Here is an 18,186-nt window from a genome sequence, read left to right on the forward strand (position 1 = left end):
TCAGGCTCCTATTCCAGCCCAGCAGCGCCCCGCACTAATACAGTGCGGGGCGCTTCTGCTTGGAAATCTCAATTCGTATCCAATACCACTCATCGGATACGATTGACCGATTGCAACCTCTCCCAGTTACCAGAAGCACGCCATGGCGATCACCTACAGCATCCGGGATCTGGCCAAAGAATTTGATCTCACCACACGGGCCATTCGTTTTTACGAGGATGTCGGTTTGCTGTCTCCGGCGCGAACGGGGCCGGGAGGACGGACGCGTAGCTATACCGCACGCGACCGTACGCGCCTCAAGCTGACCTTGCGCGCCAAGCGCCTGGGGCTGTCGCTGACCGAAGCCAAAGAGATCATTGATCTGTACGACAGCCCTCGAGACACGGGCGTGCAGCTGCAAAAATTTCTGACGGTCCTGGAGCAACATCGCCGCCAGTTGGAAGAGCAGATGGCCGACCTTCAGTCCAATCTGGACGAAGTCAAAGAACATGAGAAAGAGGCCAGGGCATTGCTCGCCAAGATGGCCAAAATTCCTGCATAATTGACGTTTACGTAAACGTAAATTCAGGGGGCGCCATGCAAGAGGCAGTCTGGGTTCCTAAAGACTCACTGTACCGGCAGCGGGTGGAGGACAGTTTTGCACTTCAAGGCGTGATGCAAACCCTGGGTGCAAAGATGGAAAAGCTGGAGCCAGGAGCCGTGGACATTGGGCTGGCTTGGGACCGCAGCTTGACCCAGCAACATGGATTCCTGCACGCTGGAGTTGTCTCTACGGCGTTGGACTCTGCCTGCGGTTACGCGGCGTTTTCCCTTATGCCGGAAGATGCTGCGGTGCTTACCATCGAATTCAAGATCAACCTCTTGGCCCCCGCCAAAGGTGAGCGCTTCCGGATGGAGGGGCGCGTACTCAAGCCGGGCCGAACCATCACCGTGTGTGAGGGGCGGGCCTACGCGCTGCAAGATCAGAAAGAAACGCTCATCGCCACCATGAACTGCACACTCATGACGGTGATGGGTCGCACAGACATCCGGGGCTGATGTCCCTTTTCACCCCCAATAGACCAAGGAGCACGCCATGGGCAATATTGCCAATCTTCCAGGACTCAACTTTCAACTCGGCGAGGACATTGATGCGCTGCGCGACGCAGTGCGTGATTTTGCCCAGGCCGAAATTGCACCCCGTGCTGCAGAGATCGATCGCACCGACCAGTTCCCCATGGACCTGTGGCGCAAGATGGGCGATCTTGGAGTGCTGGGGATCACGGTTCCGGAGGAGTACGGTGGCGCCAACATGGGCTACGTTGCCCATATGGTGGCGATGGAGGAAATTTCCCGTGCATCGGCTTCGGTCGGTTTGAGCTACGGCGCGCACTCCAACCTGTGCGTGAATCAAATCAAGCGCAACGGCAGCGCGGCACAAAAACAAAAGTACCTCCCGAAACTGATCAGCGGAGAGCATGTCGGCGCACTGGCCATGAGCGAGCCCGGCGCAGGCTCGGACGTCATCAGCATGAAGCTCAAGGCCGAGGACAAGGGCGGCTACTACCTGCTCAACGGCAACAAGATGTGGATTACCAACGGTCCAGATGCAGACACCCTGGTGGTGTATGCCAAGACCGAGCCGGAGATGGGTGCGCGCGGTGTCACGGCATTCCTGATTGAAAAGGGCATGAAGGGCTTCTCCATTGCGCAAAAGCTGGACAAGCTGGGTATGCGCGGCAGCCACACCGGCGAGCTGGTCTTCGAGAACGTCGAGGTGCCGGCCGAGAACATCCTGGGCGGCCTGAACAACGGCGCCAAGGTGTTGATGAGCGGTCTGGACTATGAGCGCGCCGTGCTGGCAGCGGGTCCCATCGGCATCATGCAGGCCGTGATGGACAACGTGGTGCCTTACATCCACGATCGCAAGCAGTTTGGTCAGAGCATTGGTGAGTTCCAGCTCATCCAGGGCAAGGTGGCGGACATGTACACCGTGCTGCAGGCAGGCAGGGCCTTCTGCTACACCATTGGCAAGAACCTGGACATGCTGGGTTCCGAGCATGTGCGCCAGGTGCGCAAGGACTGCGCCTCGGTCATTCTGTGGTGTGCCGAAAGGGCCACCTGGATGGCCGGAGAGGGCATCCAGATTTATGGCGGCAACGGCTATATCAACGAGTACCCGCTGGGTCGTTTGTGGCGCGATGCCAAGCTCTATGAAATCGGTGCAGGGACCAGCGAGATCCGTCGCATGCTGATCGGCCGCGAGTTGTTCTCGGAAACCTGTTGAGCGCACGGCCTTCCGCATTGCACCCGTCCCCGAAAGAGCGCGTCATGAGCACCACCACCATTGAGGAACTCTTTGTTCACAACCGTGCCTGGGCTGCACAAATGCAGCGCGAAAGGCCGGGGTTCTTCACTCGCCTGCTGGAACAGCAAAACCCCAGGTTCATGTGGGTGGGTTGCTCAGACAGCCGCGTTCCTGCCAACCAGATCACGGGCTTGGAACCTGGCGAGGTGTTCGTTCACCGCAACGTCGCCAACGTGGTGGTGCCCACGGATTTGAACTGCCTCTCCACCATTCAGTACGCCGTGGACCAGCTCCATGTCGAGCACCTGATGGTGGTGGGGCACTATGGCTGCGGCGGTGTTCTGGCGGCTTTGCAGGACATTCGGGTAGGGCTTGCCGACAACTGGATCCGGCACGTGAAAGATGTGCGCGATCGCCACCGGGAACTGATCTCCGCGACAGACCCTGCCCAGCGGCACGACGTTTTGTGTGAACTCAACGTCATTGAGCAGGTGATGAATGTCGCACAGACCACGGTGATTCAAGATGCCTGGGCACGCGAACAGCGGGTGCAACTGCACGGGTGGTGCTACGGCCTCAAGGATGGGTTGATCCACAACCTGCACATCTCGCTCAACGGTAACCAGGGCATGGAATCGCTGTACCGGGCGGCGGTGGAAGGCGTGATCGCCGCGCGGCGCTAAAGTCGGGGGGACGCCCGAACGGTATTTACAGGACGCTATTCCCCATGTTCCCCCAACGCCTTGATTCTCCCCAAGCCTACGACATCGCCAAGGCGATGATGGATGGCTTCAACCGCCACTACCGCCTGTTCCGCGCTGAATCTGCCCGCGCCAAGCATCGTTTTGAAACGGCAGACTGGCATGGTCAGCAGCGCGCCCAGCGCGAACGCATCGAGTTTTACGACCTGCGCGTCAAGGAATGCACGATGCGGCTGGAGAAGGAATTCAAGGCCGGTCAGCAGCCCATGGAAGTGTGGCACCAGGTCAAGCTGCATTACATCGGCCTGCTGGTGGATCACCACCAGCCCGAGTTGGCCGAGACCTTTTTCAATTCGGTCACCACCAAGATCCTGCACCGCACGCACTTCCACAACAACTTCATCTTTGTGCGTCCTGCGGTCAGCACCGAATACATCGAGAACGAAGAGCCCGCAGCCCGACCGACCTACCGCGCCTACTATCCGCAGCGCGAAAATTTGCTGGAGACGCTGCAAAAGATCATCGAGCACTTTGATCTGCAGCGCGAGTTTTCCGATCTGCCGCGTGATCTGCGCCATGTGCTGGGCGCCATGCAGGGAAAGCTCGACAAGGTGCGCCTGCGGGCCAATTTCCAGATCCAGGTGCTCTCCAGCCTGTTCTTCCGCAACAAGGGCGCCTATGTGGTGGGCAAGATCATCAACGGCTTCAACGAAGTGCCGTTTGCCCTGCCTATACTGCACGACGAGCACGGGCGTCTTTACATCGATGCAGCCCTGTTTGGCGAGGACGACATGCAGATGCTGTTCTCCTTTGCACGGGCTTACTTCATGGTGGACATGGAGATTCCCAGCGCCTACGTCCAGTTTCTGCGCAGTCTCATGCCGCGCAAGCCGCGCGCGGAAATCTACAACGCCCTGGGCCTGGCCAAGCAGGGCAAGACGCTGTTCTACCGCGACTTCCTCTACCACCTGAAGCACTCCACCGACAAGTTCCGCATCGCGCCCGGTATCAAGGGCATGGTCATGCTCGTGTTCGACCTGCCGAGCTTTCCCTTCGTGTTCAAGCTCATCAAGGACTACTACCCGCCGCAGAAGGACACCACGCGCGAGCAAATCAAGGACAAGTACCAGCTCGTCAAGCACCACGACCGGGTGGGCCGCATGGCCGACACGCTGGAATACAGCGAAGTGGCCTTTCCGCGCGTGCGCTTTGATGACGAGCTGATTGCCGAGATCCAGAAGTTCGCACCCAGCCAGTTGGAGATCAGCGACCGTGACGGCGACGGCCAGCAAGAGGTCATCATCAAGCACCTCTACATCGAGCGGCGCATGATTCCGCTCAACATCTACCTACAAGAAGCCTTCGACACAGGCCTGTCTGATGCGCGTGCGCAGCAGCAGATGGAGCGCAGCGTCATCGAATACGGCAACGCCATCAAGGACCTGGTGGCCGCCAACATCTTCCCCGGCGACATGCTCTGGAAGAACTTTGGCGTCACACGCAACGGCAAGGTCGTTTTCTACGACTACGACGAGATCGAATACATCACCGACTGCAACTTCCGCCGCGTGCCTGCGCCGCGCAACGAGGAAGACGAGATGAGCGGCGAGATCTGGTACTCGGTGGGCAAGTACGACGTCTTCCCCGAGACCTTCGGCCCCTTCCTGTTGGGCAACAACGCCGTGCGTGAAGTGTTCATGAGGCACCACGCCGATCTGCTGGATGTGGAGTTCTGGCAGACACACAAGGAGCGCATTCTCGCGGGCCATGTGTACGACGTGTTCCCCTACGACGTCAGCCGCCGCTTTACTCATGCCCACGAATCCGAGGGCATCTGATTCCGTTTTTCCCACATTTCACCTAGGAGATCTTCCATGTCCGCATCCCAAGACCCCATCGTCATCGTCGGCGCGGCCCGCACCCCCATGGGCGGGTTCCAGGGCGACTTTTCCGACCTCGCCGCGCACGACCTGGGCGGCGCTGCCATCAAGGCCGCCGTCGAGCGCGCGGGCGTTGCGCCCGAGAAGGTGGACGAAGTGCTGTTCGGCAACTGCCTGATGGCGGGCCAGGGCCAGGCGCCCGCGCGCCAGGCCGGCTTCAAGGGCGGCCTGCCGCGCAGCACCGGTGCCGTGACCCTGTCCAAGATGTGCGGCGCGGGCATGGAAGCCACCATCCTGGCGCACGACCAGCTCGTGGCGGGCAGCCGCGACGTAATGGTCGCGGGCGGCATGGAGAGCATGACCAACGCCCCCTACCTGCTCAAGAAGGGCCGCGGCGGCTACCGCATGGGCCACGACAAGGTTTTTGACCACATGATGCTCGACGGCCTGGAAGACGCCTACGAGGCCGGCCGCTCCATGGGCACCTTTGGCGAGGACTGCGCCGCCAAGTACCAGTTCACGCGCGAGCAGCAGGACGCCTTCGCCATGGCCAGCGTGCAGCGCGCACAAGACGCGATCAATTCGGGCGCGTTCAAGGCCGAGATCACCCCCGTCACCTTCAGCACCCGCAAGGGCGAGGTCACGGTGGCGCAGGACGAAGGCCCGCTGAAGATCCGTCTGGACAAGATCCCCACGCTCAAGCCCGCGTTCAAGAAAGACGGCACTATCACCGCCGCCGCCAGCTCCAGCATCAACGACGGCGCCGCCGCCCTGGTGCTGATGCGCCAGTCCACCGCCCTGGAGCTGGGCTGCAAGCCCCTGGCCAGGATCGTCGCGCACGCCACCCACGCGCAAGAGCCCGAGTGGTTCACCACCGCCCCCGTGGGCGCGACCGAGAAGGCGCTGAAGAAAGCCGGCTGGAAGGTGGACGACGTGGACCTGTGGGAAATCAACGAAGCCTTCGCCGTCGTGCCCATGGCGCTGATGGCCGACCTGAAAGTGCCGCACGAGAAGGTCAACGTCAACGGCGGCGCCTGCGCGCTGGGCCACCCCATCGGCGCCAGCGGCGCGCGCATCCTGGTCACGCTGCTGCATGCCCTGCAGGCGCGCGGCAAGAAGAAGGGCCTCGCTACGCTGTGCATCGGTGGCGGCGAAGCCACCGCCATGGCCATCGAACTGGTCTGATTGCTATTGAATTGATAGCTGCTGGCGCTCATGAATAGGGCGCTAGCGGCCATTTTGATACCTATTCATGCCCACTGTCCTGGTGATCGGCGCCTCGCGCGGCATCGGCCTGGAGCTGGTGCGCCAGTACGCCGCCGAGGGCTGCCGCGTCATCGCCACCGTGCGCGACGAGGCGGGCCGCGCGCGCGTGCAGGCGCTCGGCGCCCAGGCCCTGACCGTGGACGTGGCGAACCCTGCCAGCGTCAGCGGCCTGGCCTGGCAGCTCGACGGCGAGGAGATCGACGTCGCGCTCTACGTGGCCGGGGTGATGCGCCGCCCCGGCGCATGCACGCCGCCCACGCAGACCGACTTTGACGCGGTGATGCACGCCAACGTGCTCGGCGCCATGCAGGCGATTCCGCAAGTGGCGCCCCTGGTGGAGGCCGCGGGCGGCGTGTTTGCCTTCCTGTCCTCGTCCATGTCGCAGATCGGCAGCGTGGGCGAGAGCAGCGCCTGGCTCTACCGCACCAGCAAGGCCGCGCTCAACATGGCCGTGGCGGCGGCCCAGCACGACTACCCGCGCGCCACGCTGGTCACCATCGACCCCGGCTGGGTACGCACCGACATGGGCGGCGAGAACGCGCCGCTCAGCGTGGAGGCCAGCGTGCACGGCATGCGCCGCACGCTCGCCCACCTCACGCACGCCGACAAAGGCCGGCTCCTGCACTACGACGGCCAGCGCGCCGCCCACTGGTGAGCCCCACAGAACACATCACGGAGACCCCATGCTGCTGACCCAAGACCAGGAAATGATCCGCGACGCAGTGCGCGACTTTGCGCAGACCGAGCTCTGGCCCCATGCCGCGCGCTGGGACAAGGAACACCACTTCCCCAAGGAGGCCCACCAGGGTTTGGCCGCGCTGGGCGCCTACGGCATCTGCGTGCCCGAAGAGTTTGGCGGTGCCAACCTGGATTACGTGACGCTGGCACTGGTATTGGAAGAGATTGCCGCAGGTGATGGCGGCACCAGCACCGCCATCAGCGTGACCAACTGCCCCGTCAACGCCATCCTCATGCGCTACGGCAACGCGCAGCAAAAGCGCGACTGGCTCACGCCCCTGGCGCGCGGCGAAATGCTGGGCGCGTTCTGCCTGACCGAGCCGCATGTGGGGTCTGACGCCTCCGCATTGCGCACCACGGCTACCAAGCAGGGGGACGAATACGTCATAAATGGCGTCAAGCAGTTCATCACCAGCGGCAAGAACGGCCATGTCGCCATCGTCATCGCCGTCACCGACAAGGGCGCGGGCAAAAAGGGCATGAGCGCCTTCCTCGTGCCCACCAGCAACCCCGGCTACGTGGTAGCGCGCCTTGAAGACAAACTGGGCCAGCACAGCAGCGACACCGCGCAGATCAACTTTGACAACTGCCGCATCCCGGCCGAGAACCTGATTGGCGCCGAAGGCGAGGGCTACAAGATCGCGCTGGGTGCGCTCGAAGGCGGGCGCATTGGCATTGCCGCGCAAAGCGTGGGCATGGCACGCAGCGCTTTCGACGCGGCGCTGGCGTATTCGAAAGAGCGAGAGAGCTTCGGCACCGCCATCTTCAACCACCAGGCCGTGGGTTTCCGCCTGGCCGACTGCGCCACGCAGATCGAGGCCGCGCGCCAGCTCATCTGGCACGCCGCCGCGCTGCGCGATGCGGGCAAGCCTTGCCTGAAAGAAGCCGCCATGGCCAAGCTGTTTGCCAGCGAGATGGCCGAGCGCGTGTGCAGCGCCGCCATCCAGACGCTGGGCGGCTACGGCGTGGTCAACGACTTTCCGGTGGAGCGCATCTACCGCGACGTGCGCGTGTGCCAGATCTACGAAGGCACGAGCGACGTGCAGAAGATCATCATCCAGCGGGCGCTGGCGTGAGGAGAAGGGGGTAACCTCCTGAGGCGCTTCGTGCCTTCCCCCATCTCGCCTCGCTGTGCGATCCGGGAAAGGGGTTCGCCACCAGCGCCTGGGCACGGAGCACTGGCGGCCCTTGCGCGGTGACCGCTGGCCTCTGGGCTGCGCCAGTGGCTGCTTGCTGTGTGGATAGTTGAGCAGGGGCCTGGGCCGCACTGGTGCCTCCTCTGCCGCGGTGACAGAATGGATCCATGAGCGCCAAAGACATCCTCCCCACCGTGGCCCCGTCGGCCAAAGAGCCCAGCACTCCTGCACCCGTCCGTCGGCGCCGCGCAGCGCCTACCACTCCCCAGGCAGAGCGCCCGCGCAATGCGCGCCGGGGCGATACCGCCCCTGCGCTCAAGCAGGCTGCCGTGGCACGCCATGTGCAGCGCGAGGCCGTGCAGGCGGCGCAGGGCAGCCAGTTGGCCGCTGTGCAGGACCTGTTGGCCCAGGGCGATCTGTCGGCGCAGCAGCGTGCTGCCGCCCTGCGTGCATTGATTGAGGGCGCTTCGCGGGACGACCGTGAAGCGCTGCGCCAGGCATTGCTCGCCGGGCCGGGCCTTGAGTCCGGGTCCGTGAGCAAGGGCCATCCCGATGACGAGCTGGCGAATGGTTGGCGTGATGGCGGCTATCCCTACCGGCACTTGATGCGCCGCAGCACCTACGAAGCGCAGAAGTACCAGCTCCAGGTGGAGTTGCTCAAGCTCCAGGCCTGGGTCAAGGAGACAGGGCAGCGCGTGGTGATCCTGTTCGAGGGGCGCGATGCAGCCGGCAAAGGTGGTGCGATCAAGCGCTTCATGGAGCACCTCAACCCACGGGGCGCGCGCGTCGTGGCGCTGGAAAAGCCCAGCGAGGTCGAGCGCGGCCAGTGGTATTTTCAGCGCTACGTGCAGCATCTGCCCACGGCCGGCGAGATCGTGCTGTTCGACCGCAGTTGGTACAACCGCGCAGGCGTCGAGCGTGTCATGGGCTTTTGCTCCAATGCCGAGTACCAGGAGTTCATGCGCCAGGCACCCGACTTCGAGCGCCACCTGGTACGCAGTGGGGTGCACCTCATCAAGTTCTGGTTCTCCGTCAGCCGCGCGGAGCAGCGTCGCCGCTTCAAGGAGCGCGAGGTGCACCCGCTCAAGCAGTGGAAGCTCAGCCCGGTGGACCTGGCCTCGCTGGACAAATGGGATGACTACACCAGTGCCAAGGAAGCCATGTTCTTCGAGACCGACACGGCCGACGCGCCTTGGACGGTGATCAAAAGCGACTGTAAAAAGCGCGCTCGCCTCAATGCCATGCGCTACGTGCTGCACAAGCTGCCCTATGCCAACAAGGCTGTCGATTCCATCGGCAAGCTCGATCCGTTGATCGTGGGCCGGGCCCATGTGGTGTATGAGCGTGGCGAGAAGTCGGGGGCCATCCTCTGAAATGTCCGCTCGCCGCGGTGATCAGCCGCGCCGCTTGAGCACCACGGTGATCTGGCCGTTGGTTTCGATGGTGGCGCGTTCCACCTCGTGCGCGTGCAGGCAACCGCCGGCGCGCAGCGCGGCGGCCACGTCATCGGCGGTGAGTGCCTCGCTGCGCATCACGGCGTCGTCCACCTTGCCGTCGTGGACCAGTACGCGAGGCCTGCCATCGACCCAGCGCGCGATGCGCGGCACATGGTAGGTCAGGCGCGCGATCAGGCTGTGGCACAGGATCAGCGTGGCGGCCGAAAGCAGGCCGCCCGCGAGCGAGTTGTCTCCTGCGTTCATCGCGTTCTGCACGGCGTTCGACAGGATCAGCAGCAGCACCAGGTCGAACGGCTCGTACTGGCCGATCTTGCGCCGCCCCGTCACGCGCAGAAACACCAGCAGAAAGGCGTAGACCACCACGCCCCGCAGCACGAACTCCCACCACGGCACAGACATTTCCAGCATGCGCTTCTCCTTCCGATCCGGCCAGTGTAGGGCGGGACGGTGCGTTCGCGTTAACCTTGGCGCATGACCTTGGACACATCCCCATGCCCCTGCGGACGCGTGGCCACGCCGCCCAGCGCGCGCAAGGCACACCCGCTGGCCTATGCCGACTGCTGCGGCCGCTACATCGACCACTGGGCCGACGCGCCTGCCCCCGACGCCGAGAGCCTCATGCGCTCGCGCTACACCGCCTTCGTGCGCGAGCGGGCCGACTACCTGCGGGCCACCTGGCATGCCAGCACCCGCCCGGCCACGCTCGACTTCGATGCCGGCGCGCGCTGGCTCGGGCTGGACGTGCGCGGGCACCGCCCTACCGGGCCCGAGCATGCCGAGGTCGAGTTCGTCGCGCGCTACCGCGTCGGCGGGCGCGCAGTGCGCCTGCACGAACGCAGCCGATTCGTGCGCGAAGCCGGGCGCTGGTATTACGTCGATGGCGACATCCGGTAGAAAAAGTTGAATGAAATAGGGCTTTAACGCCCGTGTAATAAGCGCTATCAGCTATGAAATTTGAAGCAATACTGTTTGACTGCGACGGGGTGCTGGTGGACAGCGAGGCCATCACCAACGGCGTGCTGTGCACCATGCTCAATGAGGCCGGCTGGGCGCTGGCGCCCGACGAGTGCATGCGCCTGTTCATCGGCAAGACGGTGCGCAGCGAGGCCGCGCGCATCCAGGCGCACACTGGCAAGCCGCTGACCGATGCCTGGATGGCAGAGTTCTACCAGCGCCGCAATGTGCGCCTGGAAGCCGAGCTGCAAGCCATCGACGGTGCGCTGGACGCTGTGGCCGCAGTGCATGCGCGCCTGGCCGGGCGCATTGCCTGCGCCTCGGGGGCGGATCGCTACAAGGTCGAAATGCAGCTCGAAAAAGTCGGCCTGGCGCCGTACTTTGCCGGCCGCGTGTTCAGCGGCCACGAAATGCCCGCCACCAAGCCTGCCCCGGACGTGTACTTGGCGGCCGCCGCAGCGCTGGGCGTGCCGCCGCAGCGCTGCCTGGTGGTGGAGGATACGGTGACCGGCGTGACCGCAGGCGTGGCCGCAGGCGCCACGGTGGTGGGCTTCAGTCCCTCCGCCGTGGGCCACGGCTCGCCCGAGGCCCTGCGCGGCGCCGGGGCGGTGCACGTCATGGTGCACCTGAGCGAGCTGCCTGCGCTGCTGGGCTGATTCAGGCATCCCCCGCAGGGCGGGCAGCCCCACGCGTCAGAAGGATTCCCAGTCGTCGTTGTTCGAAGGGGCCGCAGCAGGGCGTGCCGCAGGCTTGGCTGCGGGCGCTTGCAGGGCGGCCTTGGCGGGGGAGGTGGGCTTGGCGGCAGCACTGGCGCGGGGCGTTGCCGCCACGCGGGCTGGCGCCGGAGCAGGCGCGGCAGGCCGTGGCGCAGGCCTTGGCGCAGGGGCGCTGTAGCCCCCGGTGCCTGCGAGGCTGGCATCGAGCTTGAACACCGCCACCGCGTGCACCAGCTCCTGGGCCTGGGTGCTGAGGCTGCCTGCGGCGGCGGCCATCTCTTCTACCAATGCGGCGTTCTGCTGCGTGGCTTGGTCCATCTGCGTCACCGCCTCGCCCACCTGGGCCACACCGCTGGCCTGCTCGGAACTGGCGGCGTTGATCTCGCCCATCAGATCGGTCACCCGGCGGATGCTTTGCACCACCTCGGCCATGGTCTCGCCCGCCTGGTCCACCATGGCGCTGCCTTGCTCCACGCGCTCCACGCTGGCGCTGATGAGTTGCTTGATTTCCTTGGCCGCCTCGGCACTGCGCCCGGCCAGGGAGCGCACCTCGCTGGCCACCACAGCAAAGCCACGGCCCTGCTCACCTGCGCGCGCGGCCTCGACCGCCGCATTCAGCGCCAGGATGTTGGTCTGGAAGGCGATGCCGTCGATCACCTGGATGATGTCGGAGATGCGCTGCGAGCTCTCGTTGATGCCCTTCATGGTTTGCACCACCTGACCCACCACCTCACCACCGCGCTCGGCCACGTCGGAGGCGGTGCGCGCCAACTGGTTGGCCTGGCGAGCGGTGTCGGCGTTCTGGCGCACGGTGGCGCCCAATTGCTCCATGGAGGCTGCGGTTTCTTCCAGCGCGCTGGCCTGGCTCTCGGTGCGTGCTGACAGATCCTGGTTGCCCTGGGCGATTTCGGAACTGGCCATGGCCACGCTCTCGGAGCTGCGGCGCACTTGTGCCACCACGCTGGCCAGGCCGTCCTTCATGGTGGCCAACTGGGCCATCAGGCTGGTCTGGTCGCCAGACCGCACGGTGATGGCTTGGGTGAAGTCGCCCTCGGCCACGGCACGTGCCATCTTTGCGGCCACCTGGGGTTCGCCGCCCAGCTCGCGTACCAGGCTGCGGGTGATGAGCCAGCCCAGGCATGCGGAGAGCAGCAGCGCCACGACGCCCAGCCCCAGAAGGAGGTTGCGCGTGCCGGCATAGGTCACCGCAGCATCTTTGGCGTTGTCATTGATGGCGTTCTTTTCGGACTCCACCAACGCGCCGATTGCGGTTTTGTACTCGCCCAGCACGGGACGCAGGCGCGCGGCAAGGTATTCGCGCGCTTCGTTGTTCTGATCGGCCAGTATCAGTGGGCGCAGCTCTTCCAGGCCTACAAAGTAGCGGCTGCGCAGCTCCTGCACCTTGCGCAGCATTTCGCGGTCGGGGGCCGTGGTCAGCAGGCGGTCGAGGGTTTGAAGGTTGTCTTCCGTGTCCTTGCGGGCCTTGGCAATCACCTGCTGCTGGCGTTCCCGATCGGCGGCGTCGGGGTTGAGCATCATGTTGCGCAAGGCAATGGCAATGATGTCGGTCTGGGTGGTCAGGTTGGCGGCCGTGGCAATTTTGGGCCAGTGGTCATGCGCGATGGAGACCATGCCCGCCTGCATGCGCCCCATGGCGATCAGCCCCATGACGACCGACAACACCAGCAGTGCGCACACCGCGCCAAAGCCCACGGTCAGGCGCGTGCGCACGCGCCAGGAAGAAAGATCAATCACGGTTCTTCTCCATAGACAAGATTCAGATACCCACGGGGTCAGGGGGGATGATCTGCAAGGTCTTGCGAGGAGCTTGCATCACGTGTCTTGGCCCAGTGTAGGCCAGCTGGCAGATTGCTGCAAAGGCGGCAATCTGTTTACGAATTATTACATTTAGGGGTAAGCCCCTGTGTGTCACGCGGGCAACTGGGCCAGAGTGTCGGTGGTCGAATGGTGTGCGTGTTGCCAGCTTGCGTCCGGTTGCCAGCCCTGCGCCCAATGGGGCATTTGCTGTGCCGGCATGGGGCGGGCAATGCCATAGCCCTGGGCCAGGTGGCAGCCCAGGGGCAGCAGGCGGGCGCCGTGCTCTGCGGTTTCCACGCCTTCTGCGATCACATCGCGGTGGAAGGCCTGGGCCAGCCCGATCACGCCTTGCACGATGGCCAGATCGTCCGGATCCACCAGCATGTCGCGCACGAAGCTCTGGTCGATCTTGATCTCCTCGGCACCCAGGCGCTTGAGGTAGGTGAGCGAGGAATAGCCGGTGCCAAAGTCGTCCAGCGCAAAGCGCACGCCCAGGGCCTGGCAGCGGCGCATGATGTCGGACACCAGCGCAATGTCGTCCAGCGCGTTGGTCTCCAGGATCTCCAGGCACAGCCAGCGCGGGGGCACCTGGGGCTGCTGGTCCAGCAGTTGCGACAGGCGCAGGCTGAAGCCCTCTTTCTGCAATTGCATGGCGTCGATGTTCACGCTGACCGGCAGATCCAGGCCCTGGGCCTTCCAGTCGGCCATCTGGCGCAGTGCGCTGGCAATCACCCACTCCCCTACGTCGATGCAAATGGGGTGGTTCTCTATCGTGGGCAAAAAGGCGGCCGGGGGCAGCAACCCGCGCTCGGGGTGCTGCCAGCGGATCAGTGCCTCGGCGCCAATGACCGCGCCCGTGCGCATGTTGACCTTGGGCTGGTAGTACAGCACGAATTCGCCGTCCTGCAGCCCTTGGCGAATGCGGGCCACTTCTTCACGCTGGGTTTTGACGGCCTTGTCGTGCTCCACGTCGAACAGGTGGAAGCGGTTCTTGCCTGCCTGCTTGGCCTGGTACATGGCCTGGTCGGCGTGGCGGATGAGCAGGTCGGGCTCCACACCGTCGGTGGGGTAGATGGTGACGCCTATGCTGGCCGAGACCTGCAGCAGGTGCTCGTCCACCTGCACCGGGTCGGCGGCGGCGTGCAGCATGCGTGAGAGCACGGGCTCGCAGTCCTGGGGCTGCTCCAGGTCCACCAGCACGGCCACGAACTCGTCGCCGCCGATGCGCGAGAGCGTGTCGCCTTCGCGCAGCGCTGCCTTGAGCCGGTGCGCCAGCGCCACCAGCAGCTTGTCGCCCAGGTCGTGGCTGTGGCGGTCGTTGATGGCCTTGAACCCATCCAGATCCAAGAATGCCACCGCCAGCGACAGGCCCTTGCGCTGACAGCGCAGCATGGACTGCTGCAGCCGGTCGGCCAGCAGCACGCGGTTGGGCAGGCCGGTGAGGGCGTCGTAATGCGCCACATGCTCCAGCTTGCGCTCGTTCTCCTTGAGTGCGGTGATGTCGGTGAACAGCGCCACGTAATGCTGCGTTTCACCCTTGTCGTTGCGCACGGCGCTGATGGTGATGATTTCGGCAAACAGCTCACCGCTCTTGCGCCGGTTCCACACCTCGCCGGTCCAGTGGCCATGGGTGAGCAGGCTTTGCCACATGGCGGCATAGAACTCCGGCCCCTGGCGGCCCGATTGCAGCATGCGCGGGTTGTTGCCCACGGCCTCTTCGCGCGTGTAGCCAGTGATGCGCGTGAAGGTGTCGTTCACGTCGATGATGGTGCCGCGCGTGTCGGTGATGGTGATGCCCTCGCGCGCATAGGTGAACACGCTGGCTGCCAGTTGCAGCTGCTCGCGCTCTTTCATGCGTTCGGTCACGTCGATGAACGAGCCCATCATCACCAGGGCCTTGCCGTGGGCGTCGCGTTCCGTCACCCGGCCGCGCCACTGGCCCCAGAGCCAGTGGCCCTGTCGGTGGCGTATGCGCTGGTCGATCTGGAGCTGCGGGCGCTCGCCTTTGAGGCAGGCGCGCAAGCGGTCATCGAGGGTGGGCAGGTCCTGTGGTTCGGTGCGCTCGCGCCACTGCTGAATGGGGGTGGCCCGCAGATCTTCGGGCTCGTATCCGAACAGGCGTGCCAGCATGGCGTCGGCGTACAGCGTGCCGGTACGGATGTCCCAGGTCCACAGGCCCATCTGGGTGATCTGCATGGCCTGGTCGGCGCGCTCCTTGGCTTCCTGCAGCGCGTGGTGCTGGGTCTGCAGTGTGGCCTCGGCCTCGGCGCGCTCGCTCAGCAGGCGGTTGAACTCCTGGGCCAGCTGGTTCAGCTCTGCAGGGCCCGAGGGTTCGGCACGGGCGGAGTTGTCTCCGGCACGCAGGCGTTGCATCGCGGTGGACAGTGAACGAATGGGGCGCTCGATGCGCCGCGCCAGCACCAGGGCCACCAGGCACAGGCAGAGCACGATCATCAGCGCCAGCACGGCACTGACCCAGGCGCGCTGTTTGGCCTGGGCATAGATACCGCTGCTGGGCTGGCCGAAATACGCAATCCACCCCGCCTCCGGAATGGGGGTGGTGTAGTAAAAGCGCTTGATGCCATCCAGGCCCTCGGCCTCGAACTCCTTGTCCAGTCCGGAGATTCTGCGGGCCACTTCCCAACTGGGGCGTGTGCCGATGGCTTTTTCGGCATCGTGGTTGCGCCACAGCAGCGTGCCTTGGGTGTCGAAGACCCCGTAGCGGACATCATCGGGCAGGCCCTCGATGGGCAGGTTGGGATTGAGCGCCAAAAGGTCCAGCGTCAGGTGCACCAGGCCGACCATCTGGTTCGCGTCATTACGGATCGGCAGGCTCAGCACGGTCACCCATTGGCCGGAGATTGGCCCCGTGTGCGCGTCGCCCACGCTGAACTGCTCGGCGCGCAGCGCCCGCTGGAACCAGGGCGTGGTGCCTACGTTCACGCCCTTGCCCTGCGGCAGCGCCAGGGCGGAGCAGACGACATCCCCTTGCAGATTGGTGGTCACCAGGTTGGAGAATTTCTTGGTCGCCCGGTGAAAGTCCATCAGCAAGGGGTCGCATTGCCTGGCATCCATGGTCCGCACTGCAGGGCGCCCGGCGACGAGCTTCAGTGTCAGATGCGCGGTCTGAAGCGTGCGACCCACATCGGCTGCCACCAGCGAGGACAGCGGGCGGTGCAGCGCCCGGGCCTGCGCCACGGCGTCCCGCGCATCGCGCCAGGCGCTCATGCCCAGCAACCCGGCCAGTGGAATGACCAGGGCCACCACCAGCAGCAGAAGATGGGCGCGCAGGGGGGCTTTCATGGCGAACGAGGGCAGGGTTCAGATGCGGTGTGAATCGCTTCAAAAACGGGAGTTGGATGGGTGACCCCAACTGCCGGTTCAGTGTAGGTGTATTTGCGCGCTTGTGCCTGACAATCACTGACCGCGCACCGCCCCAGCCCTGCGCGGCACAATCGTCGCCATGCCTCTGTCACTCCAGCCCAGCGCCCCCTGTCCCTGTGGACGCACCGATGCCCGTGGCCGTGCGCTCCGGTTTGCCGACTGCTGCAGCCCTTGTCTGAACCAGCAGCGCCCCGCTTCGGAAGCCGAAGCGCTGATGCGCTCGCGCTACAGCGCCTTTGTATTGGAGCGCGCGGACTACCTGCGGGCGACCTGGCATGCCAGCACATGCCCGGCACGGCTGGATTTGGACCCTGCCGCCAAATGGCTGGGGCTGGAGGTGCGCGCCCATCATCGTGTCGATGCGGACCATGCAGAGGTGGAGTTCGTCGCACGCTTTCGCGTGGCGGGCCGGGCCGTGCGCCAGCACGAGCGCAGCCGCTTTGTGCGTGAGCAGGGTTGCTGGTGGTATGTGGATGGCGACGTACTATGAAAATAGGCCTCTGACGCTTGTGTGACAGGCGCGATAAGCTATAAAAATCATAGCAACCCTGGCGCGCGGCTCTGGCGCCGGAACTCTGCAGGGGAGAGCCCCGTCCAGTGCCGGAACGCACGGATGAAGCTCTTGTCATTGCCAAAGCCCGCCTCGTACGCTACCTGCTTGATGGGGCGCTCGGTCCGGTGCAGCAGGTCCATGGCGCGCTCGCGCCGCACCTCGTCCTTCAGGCCCTGCAACGATGCGCCTTCGTCCTTGAGCTGGCGGTGCAGCGTGCGCGGCGACAGGTGCAGGCGCAATGCCAGCGCCTCGGCGCTGTGCCCGGCGGCGGGGTCGGCCGTGAGCAGGGTGCGCACGCGCTGCACCAGCAGGCGGTCGCGCCGGTACTGCAGCACCGTCAGCGGCAGGGCGCGTTGCAGCATCTGGCGCAGTGCGGCTTCGTCGCGCTGCAGCGGCAGTTGCAGGTAGCGCGCGTCAAAGCGCAGGCCGCTGCAAGCAGCACCAAACTGTACCGGCCCTGGGAACAGCACGGCGTAGGCGTCGTGGTGGGCGGGCCGAGTAAAGCTGAAGAAGGATTCCTGCAGCGGGATGCGCGAATCGATGAACCAGCACGCCAGGCCGTGGATGTTGCGCAGCACCGAAACGGGACAGAACTCGGCAAACGCCCCCAAGGGCCGGTGCTCTTGCAGCCGCACGATGGCGCTGTCGTCTTGCACCTGCAGCGTGAGCGAGATGTCCTGCGTCAGCAGGCCGTGGTGGCGACACCAGCGCTTGAGCGCCACCCCCAGCGTAGGTGAGCTGATGGAGGCGCGCGCCAGCATCCCATAGCTGCCCCAGGGCAGGCGGCGGCTGAACCAGCCCAGTGCCTCGTCGTCCAGTGCCTGCATGGCCAGCCCAGAAAGACGCTCGAACTGCCAGGCCGTCACGCGGGTGGCAGGGTTTTCCACTTCCTGTGGCGCGATTTGTGCCTGTTGCAGCAGCGGCAGCGCATTCACGCCCGCCTGTGCGCAGGCCCGCAGAATGGCCTGCACAAACGCCATGGGCGTGACGGCAGGCGCAGCAGGAGCGGCGGGGGGAAGGGGTGTGGGCGGCGAAGGATGGGCAGCAGAGGCATTCACCCCCAGAGTGTGCCGCAATGCTGGCGGAATTTGCAACCACGCTGGCAAACCACGCCGGGCCACTGGGCGTATTCTTGAGCCCGACCCCTGGCATGCTAGGGCGAAGCGATATTCAAACACTCCCGTCGCCAGGGCTTTGGCCAAAGGGTTACCCCGCCTGGCCCGCCATGCGTCGTTGCTCGTCGGTTGCTGGTACCTACCAGCGTCCTCCTCGTGCCTAGCCAGGCGTGCCAGGCGG

16 protein-coding genes are annotated in these 18,186 nt (G+C 64.8%); 12 read left to right on the top strand and 4 right to left on the bottom strand.

What is annotated here, in order from left to right:
• Positions 1-142: 142 nt before the first annotated feature.
• The 9 genes from MJ602_RS10835 to ppk2 all read left to right on the top strand — a co-directional run bounded on the left by MJ602_RS10835 (position 143) and on the right by ppk2 (position 9,381).
• A complete protein-coding gene (locus MJ602_RS10835; RefSeq protein WP_162015230.1) occupies positions 143-541 on the top strand; it encodes a MerR family transcriptional regulator in 399 nt (132 codons plus the stop codon).
• A 35-nt stretch (positions 542-576) separates the two neighbouring features.
• A complete protein-coding gene (locus MJ602_RS10840) occupies positions 577-1,038 on the top strand; it encodes a PaaI family thioesterase (protein WP_243020841.1) in 462 nt (153 codons plus the stop codon).
• 37 nt (positions 1,039-1,075) lie between these two features.
• Positions 1,076-2,266: an isovaleryl-CoA dehydrogenase gene (locus MJ602_RS10845; protein WP_243020842.1), complete on the top strand. Its 1,191-nt coding sequence runs from the start codon at positions 1,076-1,078 to the stop codon at positions 2,264-2,266.
• A gap of 44 nt (positions 2,267-2,310) precedes the next feature.
• On the top strand, positions 2,311-2,970 hold the full coding sequence (gene can, locus MJ602_RS10850) for a carbonate dehydratase (RefSeq protein ID WP_243020843.1): 660 nt from the start codon (positions 2,311-2,313) through the stop codon (positions 2,968-2,970).
• Positions 2,971-3,014: 44 nt separating this feature from the next.
• A complete protein-coding gene (gene aceK / locus MJ602_RS10855; protein WP_243020844.1) occupies positions 3,015-4,826 on the top strand; it encodes a bifunctional isocitrate dehydrogenase kinase/phosphatase in 1,812 nt (603 codons plus the stop codon).
• 36 nt (positions 4,827-4,862) lie between these two features.
• A complete protein-coding gene (locus MJ602_RS10860; RefSeq protein WP_243020845.1) occupies positions 4,863-6,053 on the top strand; it encodes an acetyl-CoA C-acyltransferase in 1,191 nt (396 codons plus the stop codon).
• A gap of 67 nt (positions 6,054-6,120) precedes the next feature.
• Complete coding sequence (locus MJ602_RS10865; protein ID WP_243020846.1) at positions 6,121-6,789, top strand: SDR family oxidoreductase; 669 nt, start codon at positions 6,121-6,123, stop codon at positions 6,787-6,789.
• 28 nt (positions 6,790-6,817) lie between these two features.
• The gene (locus MJ602_RS10870) at positions 6,818-7,948 is read left to right on the top strand and encodes an acyl-CoA dehydrogenase family protein (RefSeq protein WP_243020847.1); all 1,131 of its coding nucleotides are present in this window, start codon (positions 6,818-6,820) and stop codon (positions 7,946-7,948) included.
• 227 nt (positions 7,949-8,175) lie between these two features.
• The gene (gene ppk2 / locus MJ602_RS10875; protein ID WP_243020848.1) at positions 8,176-9,381 is read left to right on the top strand and encodes a polyphosphate kinase 2; all 1,206 of its coding nucleotides are present in this window, start codon (positions 8,176-8,178) and stop codon (positions 9,379-9,381) included.
• A 21-nt stretch (positions 9,382-9,402) separates the two neighbouring features.
• On the opposite strand, the gene MJ602_RS10880 is transcribed toward ppk2, so the two are convergent.
• A complete protein-coding gene (locus MJ602_RS10880) occupies positions 9,403-9,873 on the bottom strand; it encodes a DUF421 domain-containing protein (protein ID WP_162015239.1) in 471 nt (156 codons plus the stop codon).
• A gap of 63 nt (positions 9,874-9,936) precedes the next feature.
• Here MJ602_RS10880 and MJ602_RS10885 point away from each other — a divergent pair, with 63 nt between their 5' ends.
• Positions 9,937-10,359 carry a YchJ family protein gene (locus tag MJ602_RS10885; RefSeq protein WP_162015240.1) on the top strand — a complete coding sequence of 141 codons (423 nt, stop codon included), beginning with the start codon at positions 9,937-9,939 and terminating at the stop codon, positions 10,357-10,359.
• A 53-nt stretch (positions 10,360-10,412) separates the two neighbouring features.
• Positions 10,413-11,075 (top strand): HAD family hydrolase, encoded by a 663-nt coding sequence (locus MJ602_RS10890; protein ID WP_243020849.1) that lies wholly within the window; start codon positions 10,413-10,415, stop codon positions 11,073-11,075.
• Between the two features lie 36 nt (positions 11,076-11,111).
• On the opposite strand, the gene MJ602_RS16750 is transcribed toward MJ602_RS10890, so the two are convergent.
• Together MJ602_RS16750 and MJ602_RS10905 are read right to left on the bottom strand one after the other, a co-directional pair.
• Positions 11,112-12,890: a methyl-accepting chemotaxis protein gene (locus MJ602_RS16750; RefSeq protein WP_341474755.1), complete on the bottom strand. Its 1,779-nt coding sequence runs from the start codon at positions 12,888-12,890 to the stop codon at positions 11,112-11,114.
• Positions 12,891-13,064: 174 nt separating this feature from the next.
• Positions 13,065-16,256 carry an EAL domain-containing protein gene (locus MJ602_RS10905; protein WP_243020850.1) on the bottom strand — a complete coding sequence of 1,064 codons (3,192 nt, stop codon included), beginning with the start codon at positions 16,254-16,256 and terminating at the stop codon, positions 13,065-13,067.
• 160 nt (positions 16,257-16,416) lie between these two features.
• On the opposite strand from MJ602_RS10905, the gene MJ602_RS10910 reads away from it, so the two are divergent.
• Complete coding sequence (locus MJ602_RS10910) at positions 16,417-16,827, top strand: YchJ family protein (RefSeq protein ID WP_243020851.1); 411 nt, start codon at positions 16,417-16,419, stop codon at positions 16,825-16,827.
• A 47-nt stretch (positions 16,828-16,874) separates the two neighbouring features.
• On the opposite strand, the gene MJ602_RS10915 is transcribed toward MJ602_RS10910, so the two are convergent.
• A complete protein-coding gene (locus MJ602_RS10915) occupies positions 16,875-17,870 on the bottom strand; it encodes an AraC family transcriptional regulator (protein ID WP_162017999.1) in 996 nt (331 codons plus the stop codon).
• Positions 17,871-18,186 lie beyond the last annotated feature (316 nt).

The organism is Simplicispira sedimenti, from assembly GCF_022760965.1.
Lineage (GTDB): Bacteria > Pseudomonadota > Gammaproteobacteria > Burkholderiales > Burkholderiaceae_C > Simplicispira > Simplicispira sedimenti.

Coding starts and splice junctions, on each gene's coding strand:
- MJ602_RS10835 (WP_162015230.1), top strand. CDS start 143: ATGGCGATCACCTACAGCATCCGGGATCTGGCCAAAGAATTTGATCTC.
- MJ602_RS10840 (WP_243020841.1), top strand. CDS start 577: ATGCAAGAGGCAGTCTGGGTTCCTAAAGACTCACTGTACCGGCAGCGG.
- MJ602_RS10845 (WP_243020842.1), top strand. CDS start 1,076: ATGGGCAATATTGCCAATCTTCCAGGACTCAACTTTCAACTCGGCGAG.
- can (WP_243020843.1), top strand. CDS start 2,311: ATGAGCACCACCACCATTGAGGAACTCTTTGTTCACAACCGTGCCTGG.
- aceK (WP_243020844.1), top strand. CDS start 3,015: ATGTTCCCCCAACGCCTTGATTCTCCCCAAGCCTACGACATCGCCAAG.
- MJ602_RS10860 (WP_243020845.1), top strand. CDS start 4,863: ATGTCCGCATCCCAAGACCCCATCGTCATCGTCGGCGCGGCCCGCACC.
- MJ602_RS10865 (WP_243020846.1), top strand. CDS start 6,121: ATGCCCACTGTCCTGGTGATCGGCGCCTCGCGCGGCATCGGCCTGGAG.
- MJ602_RS10870 (WP_243020847.1), top strand. CDS start 6,818: ATGCTGCTGACCCAAGACCAGGAAATGATCCGCGACGCAGTGCGCGAC.
- ppk2 (WP_243020848.1), top strand. CDS start 8,176: ATGAGCGCCAAAGACATCCTCCCCACCGTGGCCCCGTCGGCCAAAGAG.
- MJ602_RS10880 (WP_162015239.1), bottom strand. CDS start 9,873: ATGCTGGAAATGTCTGTGCCGTGGTGGGAGTTCGTGCTGCGGGGCGTG.
- MJ602_RS10885 (WP_162015240.1), top strand. CDS start 9,937: ATGACCTTGGACACATCCCCATGCCCCTGCGGACGCGTGGCCACGCCG.
- MJ602_RS10890 (WP_243020849.1), top strand. CDS start 10,413: ATGAAATTTGAAGCAATACTGTTTGACTGCGACGGGGTGCTGGTGGAC.
- MJ602_RS10905 (WP_243020850.1), bottom strand. CDS start 16,256: ATGAAAGCCCCCCTGCGCGCCCATCTTCTGCTGCTGGTGGTGGCCCTG.
- MJ602_RS10910 (WP_243020851.1), top strand. CDS start 16,417: ATGCCTCTGTCACTCCAGCCCAGCGCCCCCTGTCCCTGTGGACGCACC.
- MJ602_RS10915 (WP_162017999.1), bottom strand. CDS start 17,870: ATGGCGTTTGTGCAGGCCATTCTGCGGGCCTGCGCACAGGCGGGCGTG.